The 25,839-nt window shown below is 30.4% G+C and carries 27 protein-coding genes and 1 pseudogene; 20 read left to right on the top strand and 8 right to left on the bottom strand.

What is annotated here, in order from left to right; all coding sequences use genetic code 11:
- Window positions 1-130 precede the first annotated feature (130 nt).
- From BQ5344_RS02625 to BQ5344_RS02610, 4 genes are read left to right on the top strand one after another with little or no spacing between them, the layout of a single operon-like run.
- A complete protein-coding gene (locus BQ5344_RS02625; protein ID WP_071124046.1) occupies window positions 131-913 on the top strand; it encodes a transporter substrate-binding domain-containing protein in 783 nt (260 codons plus the stop codon).
- A 60-nt stretch (window positions 914-973) separates the two neighbouring features.
- On the top strand, window positions 974-1,765 hold the full coding sequence (locus tag BQ5344_RS02620) for a transporter substrate-binding domain-containing protein (protein WP_071124045.1): 792 nt from the start codon (window positions 974-976) through the stop codon (window positions 1,763-1,765).
- Window positions 1,766-1,786: 21 nt separating this feature from the next.
- Window positions 1,787-2,500 (top strand): amino acid ABC transporter permease, encoded by a 714-nt coding sequence (locus BQ5344_RS02615; protein ID WP_071124044.1) that lies wholly within the window; start codon window positions 1,787-1,789, stop codon window positions 2,498-2,500.
- 1 nt (window position 2,501) lies between these two features.
- Window positions 2,502-3,260, top strand: a complete 759-nt coding sequence (locus BQ5344_RS02610) for an amino acid ABC transporter ATP-binding protein (RefSeq protein ID WP_071124043.1) — start codon at window positions 2,502-2,504, stop codon at window positions 3,258-3,260.
- 127 nt (window positions 3,261-3,387) lie between these two features.
- Here the strand turns inward: BQ5344_RS02610 and BQ5344_RS02605 are convergent, their stop codons facing one another.
- Window positions 3,388-4,590, bottom strand: a complete 1,203-nt coding sequence (locus BQ5344_RS02605; RefSeq protein ID WP_071124042.1) for a MalY/PatB family protein — start codon at window positions 4,588-4,590, stop codon at window positions 3,388-3,390.
- A 101-nt stretch (window positions 4,591-4,691) separates the two neighbouring features.
- On the opposite strand from BQ5344_RS02605, the gene BQ5344_RS02600 reads away from it, so the two are divergent.
- Window positions 4,692-5,597 (top strand): TetR/AcrR family transcriptional regulator, encoded by a 906-nt coding sequence (locus BQ5344_RS02600; RefSeq protein ID WP_071124041.1) that lies wholly within the window; start codon window positions 4,692-4,694, stop codon window positions 5,595-5,597.
- 38 nt (window positions 5,598-5,635) lie between these two features.
- Here the strand turns inward: BQ5344_RS02600 and BQ5344_RS02595 are convergent, their stop codons facing one another.
- From BQ5344_RS02595 to BQ5344_RS02565, 7 genes are all read right to left on the bottom strand, one after another.
- Window positions 5,636-5,938 (bottom strand): hypothetical protein, encoded by a 303-nt coding sequence (locus BQ5344_RS02595; RefSeq protein WP_071124040.1) that lies wholly within the window; start codon window positions 5,936-5,938, stop codon window positions 5,636-5,638.
- A complete protein-coding gene (locus tag BQ5344_RS02590; protein WP_071124039.1) occupies window positions 5,938-6,159 on the bottom strand; it encodes a hypothetical protein in 222 nt (73 codons plus the stop codon). Before BQ5344_RS02590 ends, BQ5344_RS02595 begins: the two co-directional genes overlap by 1 nt.
- Window positions 6,160-6,214: 55 nt before the next feature.
- Window positions 6,215-7,231, bottom strand: a complete 1,017-nt coding sequence (locus tag BQ5344_RS02585) for a DHH family phosphoesterase (protein ID WP_071124038.1) — start codon at window positions 7,229-7,231, stop codon at window positions 6,215-6,217.
- 29 nt (window positions 7,232-7,260) lie between these two features.
- Window positions 7,261-8,112 (bottom strand): cell envelope integrity TolA family protein, encoded by an 852-nt coding sequence (locus BQ5344_RS02580; protein ID WP_071124037.1) that lies wholly within the window; start codon window positions 8,110-8,112, stop codon window positions 7,261-7,263.
- 85 nt (window positions 8,113-8,197) lie between these two features.
- Window positions 8,198-8,872: a 5'-methylthioadenosine/adenosylhomocysteine nucleosidase gene (locus BQ5344_RS02575; RefSeq protein WP_083378174.1), complete on the bottom strand. Its 675-nt coding sequence runs from the start codon at window positions 8,870-8,872 to the stop codon at window positions 8,198-8,200.
- 15 nt (window positions 8,873-8,887) lie between these two features.
- Window positions 8,888-9,427, bottom strand: coding sequence for an FxLYD domain-containing protein (locus BQ5344_RS02570; protein ID WP_071124036.1), 540 nt, complete (start codon window positions 9,425-9,427; stop codon window positions 8,888-8,890).
- A gap of 243 nt (window positions 9,428-9,670) precedes the next feature.
- Window positions 9,671-10,648 (bottom strand): type I phosphomannose isomerase catalytic subunit, encoded by a 978-nt coding sequence (locus BQ5344_RS02565; protein WP_071124035.1) that lies wholly within the window; start codon window positions 10,646-10,648, stop codon window positions 9,671-9,673.
- A gap of 524 nt (window positions 10,649-11,172) precedes the next feature.
- On the opposite strand from BQ5344_RS02565, the gene BQ5344_RS02560 reads away from it, so the two are divergent.
- The 15 genes and pseudogenes from BQ5344_RS02560 to BQ5344_RS02490 all read left to right on the top strand — a co-directional run bounded on the left by BQ5344_RS02560 (window position 11,173) and on the right by BQ5344_RS02490 (window position 25,781).
- On the top strand, window positions 11,173-11,883 hold the full coding sequence (locus BQ5344_RS02560) for a hypothetical protein (RefSeq protein ID WP_071124034.1): 711 nt from the start codon (window positions 11,173-11,175) through the stop codon (window positions 11,881-11,883).
- A gap of 75 nt (window positions 11,884-11,958) precedes the next feature.
- Window positions 11,959-12,894 (top strand): acyltransferase, encoded by a 936-nt coding sequence (locus BQ5344_RS02555; protein WP_071124033.1) that lies wholly within the window; start codon window positions 11,959-11,961, stop codon window positions 12,892-12,894.
- A gap of 300 nt (window positions 12,895-13,194) precedes the next feature.
- On the top strand, window positions 13,195-13,695 hold the full coding sequence (gene msrA / locus BQ5344_RS02550; protein WP_071124032.1) for a peptide-methionine (S)-S-oxide reductase MsrA: 501 nt from the start codon (window positions 13,195-13,197) through the stop codon (window positions 13,693-13,695).
- Window positions 13,696-13,862: 167 nt separating this feature from the next.
- The gene (locus BQ5344_RS02545; protein ID WP_071124031.1) at window positions 13,863-14,783 is read left to right on the top strand and encodes a DDE-type integrase/transposase/recombinase; all 921 of its coding nucleotides are present in this window, start codon (window positions 13,863-13,865) and stop codon (window positions 14,781-14,783) included.
- Between the two features lie 63 nt (window positions 14,784-14,846).
- A pseudogene (locus tag BQ5344_RS02540) lies at window positions 14,847-15,197 on the top strand (transketolase); the annotation flags it as partial.
- 12 nt (window positions 15,198-15,209) lie between these two features.
- Window positions 15,210-16,139 (top strand): transketolase family protein, encoded by a 930-nt coding sequence (locus BQ5344_RS02535; RefSeq protein WP_071124030.1) that lies wholly within the window; start codon window positions 15,210-15,212, stop codon window positions 16,137-16,139.
- Between the two features lie 59 nt (window positions 16,140-16,198).
- On the top strand, window positions 16,199-17,722 hold the full coding sequence (locus BQ5344_RS02530) for a phosphohexomutase domain-containing protein (RefSeq protein ID WP_235846096.1): 1,524 nt from the start codon (window positions 16,199-16,201) through the stop codon (window positions 17,720-17,722).
- Window positions 17,723-17,995: 273 nt separating this feature from the next.
- Window positions 17,996-18,625: an adenylate kinase gene (locus BQ5344_RS02525; protein WP_071124029.1), complete on the top strand. Its 630-nt coding sequence runs from the start codon at window positions 17,996-17,998 to the stop codon at window positions 18,623-18,625.
- 211 nt (window positions 18,626-18,836) lie between these two features.
- A complete protein-coding gene (map, locus tag BQ5344_RS02520) occupies window positions 18,837-19,610 on the top strand; it encodes a type I methionyl aminopeptidase (protein ID WP_071124028.1) in 774 nt (257 codons plus the stop codon).
- Window positions 19,611-19,656: 46 nt separating this feature from the next.
- Complete coding sequence (locus tag BQ5344_RS02515; protein ID WP_071124027.1) at window positions 19,657-20,034, top strand: DUF1304 domain-containing protein; 378 nt, start codon at window positions 19,657-19,659, stop codon at window positions 20,032-20,034.
- A 622-nt stretch (window positions 20,035-20,656) separates the two neighbouring features.
- A complete protein-coding gene (gene der / locus BQ5344_RS02510) occupies window positions 20,657-21,982 on the top strand; it encodes a ribosome biogenesis GTPase Der (RefSeq protein WP_071124026.1) in 1,326 nt (441 codons plus the stop codon).
- A gap of 38 nt (window positions 21,983-22,020) precedes the next feature.
- On the top strand, window positions 22,021-23,211 hold the full coding sequence (locus tag BQ5344_RS02505; protein WP_021769483.1) for an AI-2E family transporter: 1,191 nt from the start codon (window positions 22,021-22,023) through the stop codon (window positions 23,209-23,211).
- 28 nt (window positions 23,212-23,239) lie between these two features.
- Window positions 23,240-23,722: a MarR family winged helix-turn-helix transcriptional regulator gene (locus BQ5344_RS02500; RefSeq protein WP_021769482.1), complete on the top strand. Its 483-nt coding sequence runs from the start codon at window positions 23,240-23,242 to the stop codon at window positions 23,720-23,722.
- 44 nt (window positions 23,723-23,766) lie between these two features.
- On the top strand, window positions 23,767-25,104 hold the full coding sequence (locus BQ5344_RS02495) for a TrkH family potassium uptake protein (RefSeq protein ID WP_071124025.1): 1,338 nt from the start codon (window positions 23,767-23,769) through the stop codon (window positions 25,102-25,104).
- A gap of 14 nt (window positions 25,105-25,118) precedes the next feature.
- The gene (locus tag BQ5344_RS02490) at window positions 25,119-25,781 is read left to right on the top strand and encodes a potassium channel family protein (RefSeq protein ID WP_071124024.1); all 663 of its coding nucleotides are present in this window, start codon (window positions 25,119-25,121) and stop codon (window positions 25,779-25,781) included.
- Window positions 25,782-25,839 lie beyond the last annotated feature (58 nt).

Below are 25,839 nucleotides of genomic sequence, written 5' to 3'. Positions count from 1 at the left end.
TGAAAAATAATTTTAGATGTAAACTCATTTTAAAGTGAATAAATTTAAAAAATGAGATTGCATCCTAGAAAGCTGAATAATCTTATTCGGCTTTTTTCTTTAAAAAATATTTATTTTTGGAGGTCTTAGAATGAAAAAAATTAAATTATTGCTAGGAGTCTTATTAGTGCTGATTTTAGCGGTATCTTGCGGAAATAAAGCGAATGCTGGGAAAAAAAGGGTTATAAAAGTAGGGACAGATGGAGTTTATGCACCATTTTCGTTTAAGGATGAAAGCAGCGGGAAATTGACAGGATATGATGTTGAGGTTATTCAGGAAGTCGGAAAAAGAATAAACGCAGATATTGAATTTACAACTGTTCCTTGGGATAGCATATTTCTAGGGCTAGAGTCAAAAAGATATGATATTATTGCCAATGAAATTGAAAAAACTAAGGAAAGAGAAGAAAAATATATTTTTTCTGATAAATATTTAGTTTCAGCTGCTCAGATTATTGTAAAAGAGGGAGAGAATAATATAAAGACTTTGAAGGATCTGGAAGGTAAAAGAGTAATTTCAGCAGTTGGAAGCAATTATTCAAAAACTGTTGAGGAATATAATAAAACAGCTGCTAAAAAAATAGATCTTAATTATTTTGACGGCGGAATTACATTGACATTGGTAGAAATAGCACAAGGAAAGGCGGATGCAACATTGAGCGACAGACTTGTGGTAAGTTATTATAAAAAACAGCAAGGGGATAAAGTTCAGCTGGTAGGGGAGCCTTTGAGTACAACTCCGACATTTTTCCTATTTAGAAAAGATAGCGAAGAATTAAGAAATGAAGTGAACAAAGCACTTGCTGAAATGAGGGCTGACGGAACGCTTGCTAAAATATCAGAAAAATGGTTTGGCGGAGATTATACGAAATAGTGGAAAATTTAATTTTACGATAATATAAATAAAAAATATAAAAATTTTGGGAGGAAAATCATGAAAAATATTTTGAAAATAACAGGAATTTTATTGATAGGACTATTTCTTATCAGTTGTGGCGGGAAACAGGAAAATGGTAAAAGTGGGAGTAGTGAAGGAAAACAAAAAGTTAAAGTTGGAACAGAAGGAGTTTATGCACCATTTACGTTTACTGATGGAAGTGGGAAATTAACTGGATATGATGTGGAAGTTGTTGAAGAAATTGGTAAAAGGGCAAATTTAGATATAGAATTTGTGCCTACGCCTTGGGATAGCATGTTTTTAGGGCTGGAATCGAAAAAATTTGACTTTATTGCAAATGAGATTGCTAAAAATCCTGAAAGAGAGAAAAAATATGATTTCTCTGATGATTATTTAGTATCAGCCGCTCAAATTATCGTTAAAAAAGGAAGAACTGATATTAAGACACTTGAGGACTTAAAAGGTAAAAGGGTTATGACAGGAGTAGGAAGCAATTATAACAAGACTTTGACTGATTTTGACAAAAATAAGGAAATAAATTATGCTTATTTTGACGGAAATGTTTCAATTGCACTTGAAGAAATTGCACAAGGAAAGGCAGATGCTACTTTAAATGACAGATTGACAGTAGGATATTTCACAAAGCAAAGAGGAAATCTTGTAGAAATCGTAGGAGAACCCGTAACGAAAACGCCTGTATATTTCACATTTAGAAAAGATAGCGAAGAATTGAAAAATAAAGTAAATAAAGCACTAGCTGAAATGAAAGCCGATGGAACGCTTGCCAAAATATCAGAAAAATGGTTTGGTGGAGATTATACGAAATAATTTATAAACAGGAGAAAAGTAATGAATAATAATGTACCTTTTTTAAACTGGGGCTTTATGGTAAGAGCGATTCCAGAAATACTGAAAGCATTGCCAATGACTCTGAATATTGCGATTGTTACGATGATATTTTCGCTGATACTTAGTTTTTTTATCGCACTTGTGAGAATAAATAAAATTCCTGTGCTGACAAGACTTGCTACAATTTATGTGTCCTTTATAAGAGGGACACCTCTTTTAGTTCAGATTTACCTTGCCTATTATGGATTGCCTAAAATATTGGATTATATACATCTGAAATATGGATTTAATATAGATGTGACTAATATTCCTGCGATTGTGTTTGTGTATGTGGCATTTATTTTAAATGTGTCAGGGTATCTCTCGGAAACGTTCAGGGCGGCAATTCAGTCGGTGGATAAAGGGCAAGTTGAAGCTGCATTGTCTATTGGAATGACAAAATGGCAGGCAATGAGAAGAATTGTACTTCCACAGGCGATTATAATAACTTTTCCTAATTTTGGAAATACTTTTATAAGTCTGATAAAGGATTCCTCACTTGCTTTTACAGTTTCAATTGTGGAAATGATGGGAAAAGCAAAAATAATATCGGCTTCGGGGTTGGATATTTTTGAGGCATATATTGTTGTTGCTGGAATTTACTGGGTTGTTTGCATAATTGTGGAAAAAGTCATGGGAATTGTGGAAAAGAAATTGAGAGTAGGTGGACTGTAGAATGGTAAAGGTTGAAAATCTAAAATTGTCTTTTGGAAAAAATGAAGTTTTGAAAGGAATAAACTTTAAAATAGAAAAAGGGCAGGTAATAAGCATCATAGGACCAAGTGGATCGGGAAAATCGACATTTTTACGAAGCCTTAATTTTCTTGAAACAGCTTCATCGGGAACAATAACTTTTGGAAATGAAACTTTTGACTTGAGTAAAATAAATAAAAAAGATATAAACATGCTTAGAAAAAATACGACAATGGTTTTTCAGAATTATAATTTATTCAAAAACAAAACTGCTTTGGAAAATGTAATTGAAGGTCTTTTGATTGTAAAAAAAATGAATAGGAACGAAGCAACAGAAATCGGATTGAAAATGCTTGAAAAAGTGGGGTTAAAAGATAAAGCCGAATTTTACCCAAATCAGCTTTCTGGAGGGCAGCAGCAAAGAGTGGGAATCGCAAGGGCGGTTGCAATGAGTCCAGAGGTAATTTTGCTTGATGAGCCAACTTCGGCACTTGATCCTGAACTTATTGGAGAAGTTCTAAAAGTTATAAAGGATATGGTAAAAGAAAATATGACAATGATAATTGTTACCCATGAAATGCAGTTTGCAAGGGAGGTTTCAGATTATATAGTATTTATTGATGGTGGAACAATTATAGCAGAAGGTAAGCCAGAAGAAATTTTTGTTAATTCAAAAAATCAACGGTTGCAAAATTTTCTTAAAAGATATTCGGAAAGTGAAACAGATATTTACTCAATATAGAAAGTAAAAAAAATTATAAAAAAAGCCTCTAAATAAGAATATTTGGAGGTTTTCATTTTTTACATATAAAAAATAGACATGAGCTTTCTCTTTACATTTGTAACAATTGATTCATTTAGCTCTAATATCAGACTAATTCGTTACAAGCAGTTTCTAATTGTTTTAATGCTCTTTCTAACACACTTCTAGGACAAGCAGTGTTAATACGCATAAATCCGCTCGATCCATGATTAAATGCACGACACGAATTCAATCCTATTTTTGCTTTTTGATAAATAAATTTTTCTAGTTCATCTTGATTAAAATTATATTTTTTCATTAATTCGCGGCAATCTAGCCAAACTAAATAAGTCGCTTGTGGAACATTTGGTTTAATTAACGGAATATTTTCTTTCATAAAAGTATTTAAGAAAAGGATATTTTGTTCTAAGTAATCGATTAACTGAGTCAAATATTCTTCCCCTTCTGTATAAGCAGCAATAGTTGCAACTAAATTGAAAGGATTGTTTCTATGAACCTCTAAATCTTTCCAAAATCTATCAAATTTAGTTTTGTTTTCAATATTATTGAATACAATTGTCGCACATTGTAAACCAGCTAAATTAAAGGCTTTCCCAGTAGCAGTACAAGTTATTGTGTTTTGTCTGATTTCTTCTGAAACACTTGCCATTGGAATGTGTTTATTACCCCAAAGTGTTAAATCAGCGTGAATTTCATCAGAAATAATAGGCACATTATATTTTACACATAAATCTCCGATTGTTTTTAATTCCTCATAAGTCCAAACATGTCCCAAAGGGTTATGTGGATTACAAAAGATGAATAATTTAGGCTGTTGTTTTAATTTTTCTTCCAAGTCTTCCAAATCGATAGTGAAAGTACCATCTTTTTCTTTGAATTTGTTTTCTAAAACAATTCTTTTGTTATCAGTATTAATATCATAAAATTCTGAATAGACAGGAGGTTGAATCAAAACAGTTTCCCCTTCTTCAGAAAATAATTTTATCAATGTTCCAAGAGTAGGCACAACACCGATACTAAAACTCAAAAGCTCTTTTTTTGGTTCCCAGCCAAATCTTTTCTTTTGCCAGTTAATAAAAGATTCAAAATATTCTTCAGGTCGATAAACGTACCCAAAAACCCCATGTTGAACTTTTTTTTCAAGAGCATCAATAATTGGTTGGGCAGTTTTAAAATCCATATCTGCAATCCATAATGGAATAAAGTCTTTAGGCTCCTTTCCATGCTCAAATCCAAATCTAGTCAATTCATTGTATTTAACAGAATGATTATTTTTTCTGTCGATAATTTCATCAAAATTATATTTCATAGAATCACATCCTTTTATTTATGTTTTTTAATTAATTTAGTTGACAATCTTCGAATTAAATTATAAAATATACTCAAAATACTTTTAAAGAGGTAAATTTAATGACTAAAGAATATAATAAAAACTTTATAATCCAACAAAGTGCAAAACTTTTTTATTATAAAGGCTATAAAAATACAGAATTAACGGATATTTTTAAAGCATGCGACATGCCAAATGATATTTTTTACAAATTTTTTTCGAGTAAAGAAGAGTTACTTAGTTCTGTAATCAAATATCATACTGAAAATCTGATAAATTTCTTCAATAATAATGTAGATGATTTATCAATTGATAAATTTCACTACTTTTTTGAAAAATATTTTGAAAACATTGTAAATAATAAATTTCATGGTGGGAGTCCACTTGGAAATCTGGCATTGGAGCTATCTGACTTAAATAATAGCATACGTGAAGAACTTGTAAAATCATATAAAAAAATAGAACTTAGATTTTCTTTTTTTATAACAACTTTAAAATATGCTTTTCCTAAAAAATACGATGATATTGTTCCTGAAACAACAGCAAGACTTTTAATTGCTTTACTCGAAGGAACGATTCTTATGTTAAAGACCGAAAAGGAAAGTTTTGCAATTAATGATTTTTTTGTTTTCTTTGATAGCCTTTTCAAACTAGGTGAAGATAAAAAAATAGAAGAAGAATCAAATAAAGAAAGTCAAGAAACATCAGATACAGAAAAAATATATATTCCAGATTCCATTAAAAGTGAAATCATAGACTTCAAAGACCATGAGTCAAATATACAAACTGATATTAAAAGTTCTCAAGATTTCTTAAATAATGGGATAGAGGAAACTAATCAGGAAAATACAGAAATTGAAGTTTCAGAACATGAAAATAGCAGTCTTGATGATAATATGTATTATGAACTTGATTCAGACAGTTTAATTAATGTTTTTGACGATTTGGAAAATTATCAAAAAAGTGAAACTGAAGATGATGAATAAAAAATTTAGGGAGAATGAAAAAAACTCCCTTTTTTATTTTATTTATATTCAAGTCTTTCACTTGAAACAATTTTACCATCTTCTGTCACAATTACCTGATAATACGCCTGTGCTCCATACAAAATAACTTTCCAGTTTCTAAAGCCCTTTTTGTATAATCCAACGTGCTGAGTTCCTACTGTTTCACTAAATTTTTTTTTCACTTCTTCAATACTGTTATTCATAACAACATCTCGTGACACCACTGCTGAGTTTGGGACAACCCTTTTTCCAACAGATGAACAACTTATTATCATTCCAAAGCATAAAATTATTATTATTTTTTGTATTTTCTTTTCCACTAATTATTCACTACCTCTATTTTAATATCAAATTGTAAATGTTTTTTTTCCTTATCTGAATATGCATATTTTATTTTTCGTAAAACAGCGTTTGGATTACTACCTAAAATTTCATTAATATTCTGGTTAGCTTTTTCAATGCACTGAAAATTATTTGCAAGTTCAGTATTTGAAAGGCCCATCATTTTCAAATAATTGAACATATTAAAAGTTTCAAACATAAAATTCCCCTTTCCATATCAGATTCCAATCCTTCTTAATATCGAATTAATAAAATTATTTTTCCAATACTTCATAAGTTTTTTCCAAAATTTCCTCAAAAGATAAATCTGTCTTGAATCCAGCAGCTTTTATGTGTCCGCCACCACCAAAAATTGAAGCTATCTTATTTACATTGTACTTATCATTTGCTCGAAAACTTCCTTTTAATAAACCGTCTTCCTGTTCCCTTACAAAAAGTGAAATCTCCATCCCTTCGATTTTTAAAAGCATTTCTGATGTACTGTTTGTATCATCCTTTTCAATGCCTAGTTCTTTCATTTTTTCTTGTGTCAGATAATAGCTGACAAATTTATATTTTTCATCAACTTTTTTATTTTTATAAACTTCACCAATAAAATCAACTTGTTTTTCACTTACTGCAAAAATAATATTAGCAATTTTGTGATTATTCATACCTGCCTCAATTAATTTGGAACATACCAGAAAAGTATGCGATGTAACGTTATCATGTCTAAAATTTCCAGTATCATTAATTATTCCAAGATACATATATTCAGCAATTTTCTTTGTCAGTTCAATGTCAAAAATTTTCAAAAACTGATATAAAAGCTCTCCTGTACTGCAAATATCTTCTACATAGTTAAAATCCGCATGTTCAGTATTGCTAACATGATGATCAATATTTATTGATTTTTTACTCAATTTTTTGATTTCTACAGCTCTTTCATATCTTTCCTGATTCGCACAGTCCAGACTTATAAACAAATCAAATTTTTCATTATTTTGAAAATTTTTCTTAAATTTTTCACAAAATTTTTCATAATCCCAAATAAGCCCTGTATCTTCAAAATGCCTCATATATTTAGGCAATTTATCATCGACCATGATTTTTATCATTTTTTCCATATTATTTTTTTTACAATATTCATCTATCATAAAATAAAATGCCAAAAGTGAGCCAAGAGCATCTCCATCTGGATTAATATGTGCTGTTAAAATAATGCTTTTAGACAATTTTATTTCATTTACGATTTCTTTTGGAAGAATATTTCCTCTGTAATTTTTATTCATAAATTTTATTCTCACTTCTATTCTAAATTTTAATTAGTAGAACGTATCATATACCCGCTACCAGCTTTTTTAGCTTGATTTTCCATTGTTTTTAAAGTATTTGGATTATCAGTCATATTTGACATCACCACATAGACTGTTCTACCATTTACAGATGTTTTTTTGTAGTAAAAATTTCCACCTAATTTTTTTGTTATTTCTCTAGCTGAGGCTTCTGAGGCTACGGATGCAACTTGGATGTATTTTTTATGACCTTTAGCTTGACGATTCTTAGCATCTTCTCTAGCTTTCTTGGTTGCTTCTTCTTTAGCTTTTCTAGTTGCCTCTTCTTTTGCACGTTGTCTAGCTGCTTCTGCCCTTGCTTGTGCTGCTGCCTGTTCTTTTCTAGCTGCTGCTTCTTGTTGCTGTTTTTTTAGTTCAGCGTGTCTTGCTTCAGCTCTTTCCTCTTCCTGACGTCTTTGTTCAGCCAATTTTTTCTGTTCTTTTTGTCTTTTCTGTTCCAGTTTTTGAGCTTCTAATTTTTTCTGCTCTTCTTTTTTCTTATCTTCCTTAGCTGCCTTTGGATTATTTTGAGGCTGTGTCTGCTGGTTATTTACTGTAGGGTTTTGTAAGTCTACTGTTTCAGCAGATTTCGTCTGTTCAAGCTCCTTTTCAACTGTTTCATTATTATTTTCAATAACCTGATTTGGCAAAGTTAGATTATTTTTATAGTCCTTGGAATTGTAAAAGTCCTTATTTCGAACTTTCATTTCCTTTGTAACACTTTCGGTCGTAGTTACCTTTGATTTCTTGTAGCCTGTTGCAAGTACCACGCCATAAGTAATAATAGCAACAATTCCAACTGCTCTCATTACTTTAAATGGATTTAATCGAAAACTCATTTTTTCTCCCTTCTTTTCCCTATTTTATTTTTGTTGAAAAATCTTTTGTTTATTAGCTAATTGTCCAATAATTATAACTATTTCATTAAATAATTTGTTTTAATATTTTTTTAGAATTTTCTGCTGCCAGTTTCACAAAAGTTTCATATTCCATATCAGATTCGTCTGTAATTGAATCTGAAATCGAACGGATTATCAAAAATTTTACACCTAATCTTGTACAGACTTGAGCCACAGCTCCACTTTCCATATCCACACAAAGTGCTTCAAAATCTTTTCCAAGTTGAATTTTCACATCTTTTTTACTTACAAACTGATCTCCAGTCAGAATTCTTCCAAGCAAAATCTGATGCTCAAAATTAGTTATATTTCCAGTTTTTTCAATTAGATTTTTATCTGATTCAAATGCCCATTCCTTCATTTGAGGGATTTGCCCCATTTTATAGCCAAAGGCTGTAGCATCAACATCATGTTGAACAATGTCCCGCCCAACAACAACATCTCCAACTTTCAGCCTTTCATCCAGCGATCCAGCTACTCCTGAAAAAATTACCTCACTTACACCAAATTTTTCAATTAGTAAAGTTGCAGTAATCGCAGCATTTACCTTCCCAATTCCAGATTGCACAAAAACAACATCTTTATCATTAAATTTTCCAGTAAAAAACGATATACCGTTTATTGTGTTTTCCTTAATATCATTAATTTCCTTTTTTATTGCTTCAGCCTCTTCAATTACTGCTCCAATGATTCCTATCATTATTTCCTCCAATTTTTATTTTTCATTTTCAATATTATTAGTGTTTTCATTATTAACATTTTCAGTATTACTATCTTTATTTTCAATAGTTGTATTTATATTTCCTTCATAAATATATGTATCTTTAAGTTTACAAGTTTTTGTTTCATTTGTATTAAGAATTGCCTGAAATTCCCATTTTTCATTTTTTCCAAGCGAACTTATGTTGTCAACAGCATCTCCAATTTTTGCTCCATTTTCATCAAAGCAAGGAATTTCTATTGTCAAATTTCTCTTAGTTACTCCATTATGAGTCAAAATTCCTGTAACAATAGTTTTTCCACCAGTTATTTCTACTTCCGCATTTGCAAATTTGTATTTTGTATTTTTGGCCTTTATTTCGCCATCTTTTCCACCAATAATACCTCCTATCAATTTACCAGTTGTCCCAATAACCGCTCCAGTAATTCCACCTGCAGCTTTTATAGTTCCTCCGACGACACTTCCAACGCCGCCAACAATTCCACAAGATGAAACTCCAAACATTATTCCAATCAATAAAATCCTTTTTTTCACTGTTCTTAATCCCTATTCCTTTTTTATTTTTTATAAAATTATCTTTCGTTATGTCTATTTAATAATCTAACTTTTTATATATTTATTAAAAATAATACATTTTTCGAAAATTTGATATATTATACAATATATGATTATAAAACGATATTAGTATAACATTAGAATATCATATTCCAACTAAAAAAACAAGGCAAATCATCTAATTTGCCTAAAAAATAAACTAGAATCATTGCCCACATTTATTTAAATTACAGTTCTTAAAATTTCAAAGTTTCCAATAGTTTTTGTGTTGATGCCAACAGGGATTAAAATTGTTTCGCCTTTTTTTATTGCAAGCTCTTCATTTTTTTCCCATGTAATTTTTCCTTCTCCTTCCAGTATCGAATAAATTGTCATACTTTCATTATTTACATCTTCAAAGGAATCAGCGAATTTTACTTTATCAATTGAGTAGTATTCTTTTTTTATAATATGTTTTCTCAAAATATCTTTCCCATTTTCAGAATCATCAAAATCAGTATTTTTAATTTCCACTTCTTTTCCAAAATCAATTACATCAGCAGAATCCTGTAAGTGCAGTTCTCTTTTTTTCCCATTTTCATCAATTCTGTCAAAATCATAAATTCTATAAGTTACATCTGAGTTTTGCTGAACTTCTGCAAAAAGTACGCTTCCTTTTAATGAGGCATGGACTGTTCCTGGTGTGATGTCAATAAAATCACCTTTTTTAACAGTTTTTTCTTCAAATAATCCATCAAAATCATTTTTTTCTACTTTTTCCAAAAATTTTTCCTTTGTAATACCAGGCTTCATTCCCATAATTAAAGTCGCATCATCACTTGCTTCCATTATATACCAAGATTCACTTTTTCCAAATTCATTGTGTTTTTTTAAGGCAACTTCATCACTTGGATGTACTTGAATAGAAAGTCTATCATTTACGTCCAGATATTTTATAAGAAGCGGAAATTTGTTAGGATATTTTTCATAAACCTTTTTTCCAGTAAGCTCTCCTTTATATTCCTTGTAAATATCATCCAGTCTTTGTCCAGCTAAAGCACCATTTTCCACAATACCCATTCCATGCGGATGTGCCGACACTTCCCAAGATTCTCCAATTTTTTTGCCTTCAGGCAGTTTCATTCCTAATTTTGTTTCAAATTCACGTCCACCCCACACTTTTTCCACAAAAAATTTTTTAAACTTCATTGGATATAACATAAAAAATCTCTCCTTTATTTATATAATTAATTTTCAATAATTTCTTTATTTTATGATAACATTTTGAATTAAATTTTACAATAACATAATCAAGAAATTTTACAAAAAAACCTGCAAATAATGTCTGCAGGGGAAAAATATTTTTCATTTTTGGGGTGTTATCCTCTACTTAAAAAATAGTAGGCAACTACAATTTGAATTATGATATAAATTATATCACGCTCCACTGGTATCACCCCCAGACTTGTGTAAAATATGAGGTTCGGTTTTCCTCAAAAATATTATATCATACTATTACAAAATATTATACTTTTTTATTTAATTATTTTTTAAAATTTTTTTATAATTATATAAAAACTGCCCCAAATTTTAAGGCAGTTTAACCGATTTTTTATTTACACATGTCTGTTTTTTACAAAATAATTATACCATAAAAAAAGTTTTTTATCAATTAATTTGAAAAAATTTTGTTAATATTGTAAAATGTTTAAAAGGCGGTTTTTAATGTTAAGAGGTTAAAAAATATGTATGTTTACAATGAGCAGAAAATTGAAAAAGAAAAGAGAAAAAGACGACTATTTATTTTGATGAATAGCTTAATGTATGTGATTATTCCGATTATAATAGGATTTTTGAAAATTAATAAAAATATTATATCTATTTGGTTAATAATTATTTTTGGAATTTTGAAGTTTTATTTGGAAACAAAAAAGGATGTTGTAAATGATTATGAAAAAGAAGATGAAGAAACTGGAGATTTTGAGGAAACTTTGCGAAAAGAGAAGTTAAAAAAGAAAATTTTTTATTTAAAGATGGGCTGTATATCAGTTTGTCTAATTGTGATAACTGAAATTAGCATAAATATATTTCAGTTGCCAAGTTATGTTAGGGATTTAAAAGAAATTAGGAAAATTATTTCAAATAGCAAAGAACTTTACGTAAATGGAAAAAAACTTGAAAATACAGAAGATGTGAAAAAATGGATTTGGGACTCTACAAATTATTTTGAGATTTTGTGGGATTACAAGAGGACAGATAATATAGAAGAGCCCAAAATAAAGGCAACTTTATCCAATGAAAAAGGACAGTATCTAGTAATTGAGAAAAAAAATTACGGATGGAGTTTTTTGAAAATGAAAGAAAATCACTACTATAAGTTAGGTATTACTTACAAAAAAGATGTTGACAGAACAATTGAAATGGAAAAATCTTTGGGACTTATTCCTCAAGATTAAATGTTTTATTTATAACAATTTTTATTTTTAGACAAAATTTTATGATTATTACAAAGGTTAGGAGTTTTAAAATTAATGGCTATTGATATTATAAGAATTTTTGCATTTATTTTTATTGTGCTTTTGCACACATTGAACAGACAGTATGGGATAAATGTTTGGATGGGAGGATATGCGTTTATTTCAATCGGAGTTAATCTTTTTGTGATGATTAGCGGATATTTACTGTTGTATAAATCAGAAAATACAGCATTATTTTTTAAAAAGAGAATTTTAAACATTTTACCACTTTTTATTGTTTTTAATGTGATTTATATTTATTTTTTCAAAGTTCCGATTGTACCAATTTTAAAGGGGAAAGCATTTGCAGCTCCACATTTTTGGTATATTTATATGATTCTGGGGCTGTATTTTCTTACACCTTGGCTTCAAAAGGTTCTTAAATATGCTGAAAAAGAAACATTTTTTGTGATTTTTCTATGGTTTTTATGTAATATTTTAAATCCCTATTTACGTTATTTCAACTTTGTCGAAATTCCATTTTCAAATTTTCCAATAACAGGTTTTATTGGTTATTATATTTTAGGATATTTTATAAAAAAATACGAAGAAAAAATAAAAGATTTTTCATTTGTTTGGATAATAATTATTTATTTTATAGGGTTTTTCGTAAGTTTTTTTTCTACAAAATATGTTTTAATTACAACAGATAACCGTGTATCCAATTTTTTTGATAAAAATTCACTTGGAACTTTCATAATGACGATTTCCTTTTTTTTATTCTGGTGTAAATTTAATTTCGTCAACAGAAATAATTTTATAAAAATAATTGCAAACTCTACATATTTTGCATTTTTAATTCATCTAATTGTTCTTCACTTTGTAATAAAAATAAGTGATGAAATGGTTTTCAAATCGGTTCTGACTATTGTAATAAGTATAAGTTTAGGGATTTTGTATAATTTTTTGAAAGAGGGGAAATTAATACGGAAATATACTATTCACAGATGAATAATAATAGTTTTTGTATATAAAAAACTCACAAAAAAATAATCTAATTAAAAGAAATTGTTAAATAATTTCTATTCATAAACTTGTATAATGAGATTATAATAATATGATTTAAAATTATACTAAAAATAATTACAAAATAAATTATATTAGTAGATATTTTCTATAAAAATATTGAATAATTGGGGTTTTGATATACAAGTAATATAATCATAATTACCTATTAAATTTTGTTTTAAGTAAATTTTTGGTGACAGTATAATTTTAGTGTTATTTAAAAATTTAAAGGAGGTGTGAGTTATGACTGATATTAGAGAAATTTATCTAGCCGGAGGATGTTTTTGGGGCGTAGAGAAATTCTTTAAAATGGCTCCTGGTGTTATTGAAACAACCGTTGGCTACGCTAATGGGCAAACTCTTGATACAAGCTATGATATTTTGAAAATGACAGATCACGCTGAAACAGTGCATATAAAATATGATAATGAAATAGTTTCATTAGATAAACTTTTGGATTACTATTTTTCAATAATTGATCCTACAAGTATTAATAGACAGGGGCTTGATGAAGGACGACAATATCGGACAGGGATCTATTATGTAGATAGTGATGAAGTTCATACAATAAAATCAAAAATTGATAGTGAACAAAATAAATATTCAAGAGAAATTCAAGTGGAAGTAAGACCATTAAAGCATTATATTATGGCTGAGGATTATCATCAAAATTATTTGGAGAAAAATCCAAATGGTTATTGTCATATTGATTTGGATAATGCAACAAAAATATTTCAACAATAATATAAAATAATAATTCATTATTAAGTCGGTTTTATCCGGCTTTTTTTTGTAAATTTTTTAAAAAAATTATTGTGAGATAATACATATGTGACAAGAATATACAAAAAAAGAAAGGTTTCTGATATAATGTAAGCCTACCAAAACCACATTAAGGAGAAACCTTTCATATGAGTAGTATATCAGAAATATACCGTGTTCGTCAACGGGCAATTGAGTATGCAATAAAACATAATAATAATTCAAAGGCAGCAGTGAAGTATAAGACATCACGTCAGCAGATAAAACGTTGGAGATACAGATACGACGGCACAGTCCAATCTCTTCTGCCAAAAAGCAGAAGACCTAAAAGCCATCCAAACCAGCACACGCAAGAAGAAATAGAACTGGTTATGAAAAAATACAGGAAATTTGGCTATGAAGGGCTGGCAGAAGTTTATGTCAAAGCAAGAAAGGAAGGCTACAGCCGTACATACGATTCAATGTGCAGGATAATAAGGAAAATGAAGGGCAATGCCAAAGAAAAGCCTAAAAAGCCGCATAAAAGAAAAAATAAGGTTGAACAGGCGAATTACCCTGGGGAAAGAGTACAGATAGACATAAAATATGTTCCGGAAGAATGCATACAGTTTGGTACACGTGACCAAAAGTATTATCAAATAACGGCATTAGATGAATATACAAGAAAAAGAGTGTTAAGAATAGTGGATGAAAAAAGCACCTATCAGACCGCAAAGTTTCTAGAGAACTTGGAAAAAGAGCTGGGATTTGACATAAAGAAAGTTCAGACAGACAACGGGAAAGAGTTCACAAATTCTGAAAGTGATAAGAAAACACTGTTTGAGGTGAAACTAGAGGAGAAGGGGATAGAGTACGGGACAACTCGTCCATATTCGCCATGGGAGAATGGAAAAGTGGAAAGAAGCCACAGGCTTGACAGCAAGTACTATGGAGACAAGAAATTTAAAAGCAAGGAAGAACTGTTAAGGGCAATAAGGAAATACAATACAAGATACAACAACATATCAAGAAAAGTACTAGGCTTTAAGAGTCCAAATGAAGTATTAAAAGAGTACAAGCAAAATCATTAGGTTAAAGATACATTAGGAAAGAAATATTTTTTTTAATATATTTTTGTAACAAATGTTTGACATCTATACAAAGCGGTTATGACTGCTGCACATTACAAGCTTGACAATTTAGTTGCGATAGTTGACTATAACAACTTGCAGATTGACGGAAAAGTTTCGGATGTAATGGATGTCGCTCCAGTTGGGGAAAAATTCAAGGCATTCAAATGGAATGTAATAGAGATTGACGGACATAATTATGAAGAAATCATAAATACTTTTGACACAGCAATAACAGTTAAAGGACAGCTGACAGTAATAGTTGCAAACACTGTAAAAGGAAAAGGAGTTTCGTTTATGGAAAATAACGCTGGATTCCACGGGGCTGCTCCAAATGATGAAGAGTATGAACAAGCTATGAAGGAATTACAGTAGGAGGTTAAAAAGATGGAAAAGAAATCGACAAGACAGGCTTATGGAGAAGCGTTAGTTAAATTGGGAAAAGTAAATAAAGATGTGGTAGTGCTGGAAGCAGACTTGTCAAAATCAACAATGACTGCGTATTTTAAAAAAGAGTTTCCAGAAAGACATATAAATGTGGGGATTGCAGAAGCTGATATGATTGGAACAGCGGCAGGAATTGCAACGACTGGGAAAATACCGTTTGCTTCAACTTTTGCGCATTTTGCGGCGGGACGTGCCTTTGACCAGGTTAGAAACTCTGTGGCTTATCCACAGTTAAATGTCAAGATTTGTCCAACTCACGCAGGAGTTTCGTTAGGAGAAGATGGAGGTTCACACCAGTCAGTTGAGGATGTGGCTTTAATGCGTGCAATTCCAGGAATGGTAGTGCTATCGCCAGCAGATGCAGTAGAAACGGAAAAAATGGTCTTTGCAGTGGCTGAATATGAAGGGCCTGTATATGTAAGACTTGGAAGACTGAATATACAAGTATTATTTGATGAAAACTATAAATTTGAAATAGGGAAAGCTGCAACTTTGAGAGAAGGAAATAATGTAGCAATATTAGCAACTGGTCTTATGGTATCAGAAGCTCTTGAAGCAGCAAAATTACTAGAAGAAAAAGGAGTAAAAGCAAGAGTGGTAAATGTTTCTACGATAAAGCCTTTAGACACAGAAACAGTTTTAAAAGCGGCAAAAGAATGTAAATTTATTGTAACAAGTGAAGAACATTCTGTAATTGGGGGACTTGGAAGTGCAGTTTCAGAATATTTATCAGAAGTTCATCCAACAAAAGTTGTAAAACATGGAATACAGGATGTTTTTGGACAAAGTGCAGATGGGGAGACTATGCTTACGAATTATGGGCTTAGAGCGAAGGATATTGTGGAAACAGTGCTGAATAATTTAAAATAGTAAATTAAGTGAACAATAATAGAAAAGCCATACCAATTTTCAAAATGAGGAGAATAGGTATGGCTTTACTTAAAAAGAGAGGTATTTTTATGGATTTAAAAAATATGGTAAGCGGGACTGATATTCGGGGAATAGTTTCCAAATATGAGGACAAAGACATCAATTTATCTGAAAAGGAAGTTGAGTTCATAGCAAAAGGCTTTAGGCTTTGGATAACTGAAAAATGCGATGAAATCGCAAAGGCTGAAAACAGAAAGGTTAAAGTGGCAGTTGGATACGATGCAAGGCATACAGGACCTAAATTTTCAGAAGTTATAAGAAAGACCTTGTTGGAAATGGGAATTGATGTATATGACTGCCGAATGTCAATAACACCGTCGCTTTTTATGGCTACGATATTTGAGGATTATAAAGCTGATGGCGCAATGATGATAACTGCCAGCCATTTACCGAGCTACTACAACGGAATTAAATTTTTTACGAAAAACGGAGGGCTTCAAAAAAGTGATGTTAATGAATTTCTAGAAATGGCTGAAAAACAAGAAGAAAATTTGATTAAAGAAGAAAAAGGTGTAGAAATTGTAAAAAATCTGGCAGATGACTATGCTTCATATATATGCGAACTAATAAAAAATAAAATTGGAAAAGGAGACAAGCCTCTAAAAAACTTACGGATAGTGATAGATGCAGGAAATGGAGCCGCGGGATTTTTTGCTGAAAAGGTAATAGAAGTTTTAGGTGGAGATACTGCTGGAAGCCAATTTTTAAATCCTGATGGTAACTTTCCAAATCATATTCCAAATCCTGAAGCAAAAGAAGCGATAGAATCAATAAAAAAAGCAGTTCTTGATAATAATGCAGATTTTGGAATAATATTTGATGCAGATGGAGATAGAAGTGCCTTTATAGATAAAAATGGACGTGAAATTAACAGAAATAATCTTATTGCATTGCTTAGTGAAATATTGTTAAAAGAGCATTCTGGCGGAATAATTGTAACAGATTCGGTTACATCGGCAGGGCTAAAAGAGTTTATAGAAAACCGTGGCGGGATTCATCACAGATTCCAGCGAGGATATAAGAACGTAATAAATGAATCTATAAGACTGAATAACGAAGGGAAGTATTCTCCTCTTGCGATAGAAACGTCTGGACATGCAGCATTTAAAGAAAACTATTTTCTTGATGACGGTGCATACATGGCTGCAAGGCTTCTGATTCAGCTTGTAGAGAGCAGGGAAAAAGGCATTGAATTTACAGATGTTCTAAATGAGCTGTCTGAGCCTACTGAGGAAATAGAAATAAGAATTCCTATAAAAGATAAAGATTTTCGAGCTCGTGGAGAAAAAATCGTGGAAAACTTTAGGGAATATGCTGAAAAAAAAGAAGGTTGGAGCCTAGAAATGCCTAACTACGAAGGTGTAAGAATAAATGCCGGTCAAAAAAGCTGGTTTTTAATCAGATTGTCACTGCATGAACCACTTTTGTGCGTTAATATAGAAACGGAAAAAGAAGGAATGGGGAATGAGATTTTAGAAGAATTGAAGGATTATTTTAAAAAATATGAAAAAATGGAAATTTAAGAAAAAATAAAAAATAAAAATTTAAAAAAAGGTATTGATAAAATTTATAAATGTGGTAAAATATAGAAGGGTTTATTACCCACTCTAACTTAAATTAGCTAAAATTCTTTAGCAGAAAAAACTGATTAAATTCAGTTTTTTTTTCTTTTTTGTTATTTTTTTGAAAATTTAAAAAAGAAAATTGAAAAATGGCTTTTAAAATGTTAAAATTAGATGTGAAAAAATAAATTTGGAAAGGAGCGGTATTTAATTTTAAATATCGGATAAATAATTATGAATATAGTGTTATTTGGAGCACCAGGAGCAGGAAAAGGAACTCAGGCAAAGGAATTAATTCAAAAATATGAAATTCCTCAAATTTCAACAGGAGATATTTTGAGAGCCGCAATTGCGAATAAGACTCCGTTAGGACTGGAAGCAAAAAAATTGATGGATGAAGGGAAATTGGTTTCTGATGACATTGTAAATGGACTTGTGGAAGCAAGACTTCAGGAAGAAGACTGTAAAAAAGGATTTATTTTGGATGGGTTTCCAAGAACAGTGGCTCAAGCTGAAGAACTTGACAAAATTTTGGAAAAATCAAACAGAGAAATTGAAAAAGTAATCGCACTTGAAGTTAGTGATGAAGAAATTATCGAAAGAATCACAGGAAGAAGGGTATCGAAAAAAACTGGTAAAATTTATCACATAAAATACAATCCGCCAGTTGACGAAAATCCAGAAGATTTGGAACAAAGGGCAGACGATAATGAAGAAACAGTAAAAAAACGTTTGGCAGTTTATAACGAGCAGACAGCACCAGTATTGGACTTTTATAAAAAGCAAAATAAAGTTTACAGCGTAGATGGTGCAAAAAAACTGGAAGAAATTACAAAAGATATAATTGATATTTTGGAAAAATAGTAAATATTTTCAAAATTATCTAAAGTTAAATTGGTAAAAATTAAGAAAATTTAGAACTTGAATTTGATTTTAAAGTAATATTACTAAATTTATTTGATGATTAATAAAATTTTATTTTTAAAAGGACAAGGCTTTTTGTAAAAAAGTATTGAACTGTTAAATATGTCTACTAAAAAATAAAAAAAGAATTTAGAAAGAAGAAGTACAAAAAATGATAATTTATAAAACATTGGATGAAATAAAAAAAATAAAAAAAGCTAATGAAATAATCGCAAGACTTTTTGAAGATATATTGCCAAAACACGTAAAAGCTGGAATCAGCACATACGAACTGGACCAGATCGCTGAAGACTACATTAGAAGCCAAGGAGCAATTCCAGGAACTAAGGGTTACGATGTAGGTCGTCCATACCCTCCTTATCCAGCCGCAACTTGTATTTCTGTAAACGAAGTTGTCGTACACGGTATTCCAAGTAAAAAGCAGATACTGAAGGAAGGGGATATTCTGACAGTTGACACAGTTACAGTGCTTGACGGCTATTTTGGCGATGCAGCAATTACTTATGCTGTAGGAGAAATTGATGAAACTTCTAAAAAACTTATGGAAGTTACTGAAAAAGCAAGAGATATTGGGATTGAAGTGGCACGTGCCGGAAATAGAATTGGAGATATTGGGCATGCTATTCAGGAATATGTGGAAAGTTTTGGATTCTCACTTGTAAGAGATTTTGCAGGGCATGGAGTAGGAAAGGAAATGCACGAAGATCCAATTATTCCAAATTATGGAAAGGCTGGAACAGGGGCTAAAATTGAAGATGGAATGGTTATTACAGTTGAGCCGATGGTAAATGTCGGTACTTATAAAGTAAAAGTTCTATCGGATATGTGGACTGCAGTTACCAAAGATGGAAAACGTTCAGCCCAATATGAACACAGCCTTGCTATTATTGATGGAAAGCCTGTAATTTTAAGTGTAAGAGATTAAACTAAAAATAAAGAACATGAAAATATAAAGAAGGGAGAGAATTATTTTGAGCATACTGGCACTCATATTAATATTATTTGTGGCAATTGAGCATTACTACATATTAATTCTTGAAATGTATTTCAATGAAAGTGAAACTATACAACGAAATTTTGGACTTGATTTAAAATTCTTAAAAGATGAGCGCGTAAAAAAAATGATGGCAAATCAAGGATTATACAACAGTTTTCTTGCCTCAGGATTAATATGGAGTTTAACTGAAACTGGAGAATTTCAAATTCAAATTGCAGTTTTCTTCCTGATTTGTATTATTTGTGCATCTGTTTATGGTTCTGTCACAGTTTCCAAAAAAATATTTTTATTGCAGGGACTTCCTGCTTTAATGGCTATTATTGCAGTATTGTTGCCACTAATAGTTTCATAATTTTGATTAGATTTTTAAAAATACGCCTAAACTGGAAAATTGGAGTTTGGGTGTTTTTTTGTGTGAATAAAAAGAGAAATGGAAAATTAATTTTCTTCATTACAAAGTTTGTTTTTATTTTAAGAAGTATTTAGAAATGTATTTATTATGTAGTATAATAAATAAAAAGTACAGAAAATTAGATAATTCCATAAAGTTTTGAATATTGAAATATTTAAAAAAATTAGAATCAGTTGAAAATCCAAAATCATTTGAAAAATCGTTGTATAATAATTTTAAAAATTTATGGAGACATAGAATTGATAATTTTAGAATAATAGCAGAAATAAAAATGAAGAACTTGTAATATTAGTAATTGAAATAGGAAAAGGAAGTAATGTATATAAAAATTAAAAATATTTACAAAAAGGTTGAAGAAATAATCTCTCAGTGTTTATTTTATTTACATTTTTTCTATAATATCATTAAAAAAGACTAATAAAAATACAAAAAATGTGATAAAATATATTATAATGTTGTATGGTAAAATAATAAATCACATAATTTTGAAATACAAGCAATAAATAATTACAGATAGTTTGAAAAAGTGATGATAATTTAATAAATAAAAATGGAGGAAAATATGAAACATACAGTAGCGATTGTTGGTAGACCTAATGTGGGGAAATCAACGTTATTTAATAAGCTGGTGGGGGACAGGCTGTCGATTGTAAAGGATGAGCCAGGAGTTACAAGAGATAGACTTTACCGTGAGATGGAGTGGAGCGGAAAAGAATTTATTTTAGTTGATACAGGAGGGCTTGAGCCACGTACAGAAGACTTTATGATGGGGAAAATTAAGCAGCAGGCACAGGTTGCGATTGACGAGGCGGACGTAATTATATTTCTGGTGGACGGAAAAGCTGGGATTACTGGGCTTGATGAGGATGTGGCAACAGTACTTAGAAGACAGGATAAAAAAGTTGTTGTGGCTGTAAATAAGATTGACAATTATATGCGTGATCAGGAAAATATTTTTGAATTTTATGGACTAGGATTTGAAGAAGTTATTGGAATTTCTGGAGAGCATAAGACGAATCTTGGGGATTTGCTGGATGCTGTAATTAACAAATTTGAAGATAAAAAGATAAGACAAACTGAAAATGGAATTAATATTGCAATTCTTGGAAGACCAAATGCAGGAAAATCTTCACTTGTAAACAAACTCTTGAATGAAGAACGTTCTATTGTGAGTGATATTGCTGGAACAACAAGAGATACAATTGATTCTAGTTTGAGATATGATGGAGAAAATTATACATTGATTGATACTGCTGGAATTCGTAGAAAGTCAAAAGTAGAAGACGATGTTGAATATTATAGTGTACTGCGTGCTATAAAAGCGATAAAAAGAGCTGATGTGTGTGTGTTAATGCTCGATGCGACAGAGCTTTTGACAGATCAGGATAAAAGGATTGCTGGAATGATTTATGAGGAAAGAAAGCCAATTATTATTGCAGTAAATAAATGGGATTTAATTGAAAAAAATAATAATAGTGTGAAGGAATTTACAGAATTGGTAAAAGCTGATTTGGCCTTTCTAGATTATGCACCAATTGTAACGATTTCAGCAATGACAGGAAAGAGAACACTGAATATTTTAGAGCAAGCTAAATTTATTAATGAAGAATATCATAAAAAGATAACGACAGGGCTTCTGAATCAGATTTTGGCAGAAATGATAGCACAAAATCCAGTGCCTACAAGAAAAGGAAGAGCAGTGAAAATAAATTATGCAACACAAGTAAGCCAAGCACCACCAAAATTCGCATTTTTTGCCAACAATCCAGAACTAATACATTTCTCTTACCAAAGATATATTGAAAATAAGCTAAGGGAATATTTTGGATTTGAAGGATGCCCAATTGATATTGTATTTAACAAGAAAAGTGAAAAAACCTTTGGATAGATAAAAAATTGATAGATAGAAAAAGGGAGATTAATCAAATGAAATTTTATGATGAGGAAAAACTGTTAAAAATAAGAAATATTCTGATTGTAGCAGTGTTGATGCTTTTGACAATTTTGTTGTTTTTTAGAGTTTATGACAATTTTGCAAAACCAATAAGACTTGTGACAAGCACTATTTTTCCATTTATTCTCTCATTTGTAATTGTGTACTGCCTTATGCCTTTTATTGATATGATAAGTGAAAAGGATAGAATTAAGAACAGTAAACTTGATGAGCTTGAAAAAGTGGAAAAAATGAATATAAGCAATTCAGAACGAAGAAAAAGAATGGAATTATTTAATAAAATTTCTTATGAAAATAAGAAAAAAAAAATTCAGTTAAACCGTACATTTGCAATTTTACTTGTATTAACTATGTTTTTTATAATTTTTCTTTATATAGTTTTAACAATTGTTCCGATATTTACAAAGCAAGTATCAAGCCTTATTGACTTTTTACTAAAAAATCAAGAAAAGCTGCAAAATAATTTTTTTGGATTTCTTGAAAGTAATAACATCGATTTAAGAACGTCTATAATGAACTCTAAAGATATAATTGTAACAAATATAATAAAAGTGCTAGGTTCAAGTTTTTCATTAATGAGCAGCACATTCAGTTTATTATTTATGACACCTATTTTTACAATAATGTTAATTTTTAGCTATGATAACATTGAAAATGGAGTTAAGCGAATTTTACGAAATATGGGAAGAGAAGACTTAATAGTACTTATAAAGAATATGGATGAAACTATTGGGAAATATATTCTTGTGACAGCTTTGGACAGTATGATAGTAGGCGTAGTATCGTTTGTGATTTTTTATTTTTTGAAAATGGATTACAGTCTTCTTTTTTCAGTAATTATAGGATTTGGAAACGTTATTCCATTTATAGGACCTTTTATTGGTCTAATTCCAGCGATATTGTATGCTTTTACAAAATCATTTAAACTTGTGATTTTGATAATTGTTTTAATTACAATTGTCCAAACAATCGAAGCCAATATTGTGAAACCATGGCTTACAGGGAAATCAGTGGAAATGCATCCAATTACAACTCTTCTAGTAGTTCTTGTGGGAGGAGCTTTGTTCGGAATTGGAGGAGCTTTTGTCGCTATTCCTGTGTACATTATTATCAAACTTACGTGGTTATTCTGCTGGGAAAAATATGTAGTAAAGAATAAATAGCAAACGAAGAAAGGAAGGAAGTGAAAATATGACTAAAGGAAAAATGGAAATTCAGAAATGTATTTATTTTACGATTTCAAAAATGTTTAGAATGATTAATAAAATGGCGGAGGAATCATTTGAAAAGCTGGATATTTATCCAACGCACGGATTTCTTATGATTATATTAAAAGAAGAAGCAGAAGGATTGACTGTAAATCAAATATCAGAAACTTTGGCAATAGCTCCCTCAACAGTTACGAGATTTGTTGATAAGCTAATTTCTAAAGGGTATGTAGCAAGGGAAAAAGCTGGAAAAAACTCCTTTACAAAAATAACAGAGGAAGGCTTAAAAATTATGCCTGAGATTTATAAGGCATGGCATGGAATTTCAGAAAAAGTCGAAGAAGTTGTGGGAAATGAGGAATACTTGAGAAAAGCAGGAGAAGATTTAAGAGAGTTTGCAGATAAAATAGGAAAAGATAAGAAATATGATCAGGTTTGTGAAGATTTTGACTTTTGGATCATTTAAAAATTAAAAATAATTTTATATAAACAGAAAGTTAGGCGATTCTGATGTTAGTAAAACGAAAGAAAATTTCCCCTTATACCATAATCTTAGTATCATTTATAATAATTATATTAATAGGCGGCTTTTTGCTTTCTTCGCCAATTGCAATAGAAAATGGACAAAGGACAAATTTACTTGAAGGCATGTTTACAGCGACATCGGCTGTCTGTGTAACAGGACTTACAGTAAATGATGTAAGCAAGGTTTATAATTTATTTGGCAAAACAGTTATTATGGTATTAATTCAGCTTGGTGGAATTGGAATTATCACATTCTCAACAGTAGTTGTAACAATGATTTCAAAAAAAGTTGGATATTTTACTAAAAAATTGATACAGGAAGATATAAACACAAATACAACATTTGAAATACAAAAATTTGTAAAAAAAGTTTTGACTACGGTTTTTATAATAGAAATTATCGGGGCTGCAATATTATTTTTAAAATTTATAAAAATATTTGATTATAAGACAGCGGCTTATTATGCTATATTTCATTCTATTTCCGCATTTTGTAATGCCGGGTTTGCATTATTTTCAAATAATTTAAGTGATTTTAAAAACAGTATAATAATAAACACTGTAATTCCTGTCTTAATTTTTTTAGGTGGAATAGGTTTTGCAGCAATTCTTAATATTTATCAATATTTTCTAAAAAAAGATAAAAGGCTTACTACTACTACAAGAATAGCTATAAAAATGTCAATTTTTCTAATAATATTTGGGACAATTATAACATTTATCCTAGAATATTCAAACAATAAAACATTAGGAACATTGCCATTTTTTGAAAAGATAGGAGCCGCCTTTTTTCAAAGTGTAACAACAAGAACGGCTGGATTTAATACAATTTCCATAGCTGAACTGCGGGAACCTACAGTTTTTCTGTTTGTAGTATTAATGTTTATCGGAGCCTCACCTGGCTCAACAGGTGGTGGAATAAAAACTACTACAGCTGGATTGATACTTTTTGGAATAGTTACAACTATAAAAAATAAGGAACATCTGGAATACAACAAGAGAAGAATCAGCTGGAAAATATATAATAAAGCTATGGTTATTGTTTTTATATCAATTATGTATGTTGCTGTAGTATTATTTTTATTAATTTGGCTGGAGGATATAAGAGTTATAGAATTAGGATTTGAACTGGTATCTGCTTTTGGAACGGTGGGATTATCACGTGATTTAACGCCGCAATTATCGAGCATTTCTAAACTGTTAATTATGATTACGATGTTTGTTGGACGAGTCGGGCCACTAACAATAACATTGGCCTTGTCCAGAATGAAAAATCCAAAAGGAAGATATGTTTATCCAAAGGAAGACATTTTGATAGGATAAGGAAGAGGTGAAAAATGGCAGGATATTTAGTAATTGGGCTTGGAATATTTGGTAGAAGTGTAACTCAGACATTATATGAAAATGGTAAAATGGTACTGGCAATAGATCAAAGGGAGGATCGTGTACAAAAGGTAATTGATGATGAAATCGCAAGTGATGCAATTACATTGGATGTGACAGACGAAAATTCAATCAGGAAAGTAATAAATGATGACTTTGACACTGCTTTTGTCTGTATTGGAGACAATACCCAGTCCAGTGTATTTGTTACGGTAATTTTAAAGGAAATGGGAATAAAAACTATCATTTGTAAGGCAAAAAATGAATTACAGGGGAAAATTTTAAAAAAGATTGGTGCAACTTCCGTTGTTTATCCAGAAGAAACGATGGCCAAGGAAACAGCACTTGGGGTAATAAGGCCCAATATAACGGAACATTTTAAATTTTCAGAAAAATATAGAGTGTTTGAAATAAAAGCACCAAAGGATTTTGATGGAAAAAATCTTATAGAATTAAATTTGAGAAATAAATATGAAATGAATATTATCGGGATAAAAGATGAAAAAGAACTAAATATTATGCCACTTCCAAATACTATAATAAGAGAAAATAATGTACTATTAGTTATCGCAAATATAGAAAAAATGATGTTATTTGGGAAAAAATACGTTTTGTAGTAAAAAACTTAATTAAAGCCTTTCAAATGTAAAATAAATTGTTATAGGTATAAAAGTA

The organism is Leptotrichia massiliensis, assembly GCF_900104625.1.
GTDB classification, from domain to species: domain Bacteria; phylum Fusobacteriota; class Fusobacteriia; order Fusobacteriales; family Leptotrichiaceae; genus Leptotrichia; species Leptotrichia massiliensis.
The sequence above is the reverse complement of the archived record's forward strand: the minus strand, read 5'-3'. Positions and strand labels throughout refer to the sequence as shown.

Excerpts from the sequence above, each read along its gene's own strand:
- BQ5344_RS02530 (WP_235846096.1), top strand. The coding sequence starts at position 16,199 with ATGGCTTTACTTAAAAAGAGAGGTATTTTTATGGATTTAAAAAATATG.
- BQ5344_RS02505 (WP_021769483.1), top strand. The coding sequence starts at position 22,021 with ATGAAATTTTATGATGAGGAAAAACTGTTAAAAATAAGAAATATTCTG.
- BQ5344_RS02545 (WP_071124031.1), top strand. The coding sequence starts at position 13,863 with ATGAGTAGTATATCAGAAATATACCGTGTTCGTCAACGGGCAATTGAG.
- BQ5344_RS02555 (WP_071124033.1), top strand. The coding sequence starts at position 11,959 with ATGGCTATTGATATTATAAGAATTTTTGCATTTATTTTTATTGTGCTT.
- BQ5344_RS02605 (WP_071124042.1), bottom strand. The coding sequence starts at position 4,590 with ATGAAATATAATTTTGATGAAATTATCGACAGAAAAAATAATCATTCT.
- BQ5344_RS02525 (WP_071124029.1), top strand. The coding sequence starts at position 17,996 with ATGAATATAGTGTTATTTGGAGCACCAGGAGCAGGAAAAGGAACTCAG.
- BQ5344_RS02625 (WP_071124046.1), top strand. The coding sequence starts at position 131 with ATGAAAAAAATTAAATTATTGCTAGGAGTCTTATTAGTGCTGATTTTA.
- BQ5344_RS02490 (WP_071124024.1), top strand. The coding sequence starts at position 25,119 with ATGGCAGGATATTTAGTAATTGGGCTTGGAATATTTGGTAGAAGTGTA.
- BQ5344_RS02585 (WP_071124038.1), bottom strand. The coding sequence starts at position 7,231 with ATGAATAAAAATTACAGAGGAAATATTCTTCCAAAAGAAATCGTAAAT.
- BQ5344_RS02580 (WP_071124037.1), bottom strand. The coding sequence starts at position 8,112 with ATGAGTTTTCGATTAAATCCATTTAAAGTAATGAGAGCAGTTGGAATT.
- BQ5344_RS02565 (WP_071124035.1), bottom strand. The coding sequence starts at position 10,648 with ATGTTATATCCAATGAAGTTTAAAAAATTTTTTGTGGAAAAAGTGTGG.
- BQ5344_RS02600 (WP_071124041.1), top strand. The coding sequence starts at position 4,692 with ATGACTAAAGAATATAATAAAAACTTTATAATCCAACAAAGTGCAAAA.
- BQ5344_RS02610 (WP_071124043.1), top strand. The coding sequence starts at position 2,502 with ATGGTAAAGGTTGAAAATCTAAAATTGTCTTTTGGAAAAAATGAAGTT.
- BQ5344_RS02620 (WP_071124045.1), top strand. The coding sequence starts at position 974 with ATGAAAAATATTTTGAAAATAACAGGAATTTTATTGATAGGACTATTT.
- der (WP_071124026.1), top strand. The coding sequence starts at position 20,657 with ATGAAACATACAGTAGCGATTGTTGGTAGACCTAATGTGGGGAAATCA.
- BQ5344_RS02615 (WP_071124044.1), top strand. The coding sequence starts at position 1,787 with ATGAATAATAATGTACCTTTTTTAAACTGGGGCTTTATGGTAAGAGCG.
- BQ5344_RS02575 (WP_083378174.1), bottom strand. The coding sequence starts at position 8,872 with ATGATAGGAATCATTGGAGCAGTAATTGAAGAGGCTGAAGCAATAAAA.
- BQ5344_RS02495 (WP_071124025.1), top strand. The coding sequence starts at position 23,767 with ATGTTAGTAAAACGAAAGAAAATTTCCCCTTATACCATAATCTTAGTA.
- BQ5344_RS02535 (WP_071124030.1), top strand. The coding sequence starts at position 15,210 with ATGGAAAAGAAATCGACAAGACAGGCTTATGGAGAAGCGTTAGTTAAA.
- map (WP_071124028.1), top strand. The coding sequence starts at position 18,837 with ATGATAATTTATAAAACATTGGATGAAATAAAAAAAATAAAAAAAGCT.
- BQ5344_RS02560 (WP_071124034.1), top strand. The coding sequence starts at position 11,173 with ATGTATGTTTACAATGAGCAGAAAATTGAAAAAGAAAAGAGAAAAAGA.
- BQ5344_RS02500 (WP_021769482.1), top strand. The coding sequence starts at position 23,240 with ATGACTAAAGGAAAAATGGAAATTCAGAAATGTATTTATTTTACGATT.
- msrA (WP_071124032.1), top strand. The coding sequence starts at position 13,195 with ATGACTGATATTAGAGAAATTTATCTAGCCGGAGGATGTTTTTGGGGC.
- BQ5344_RS02590 (WP_071124039.1), bottom strand. The coding sequence starts at position 6,159 with ATGTTTGAAACTTTTAATATGTTCAATTATTTGAAAATGATGGGCCTT.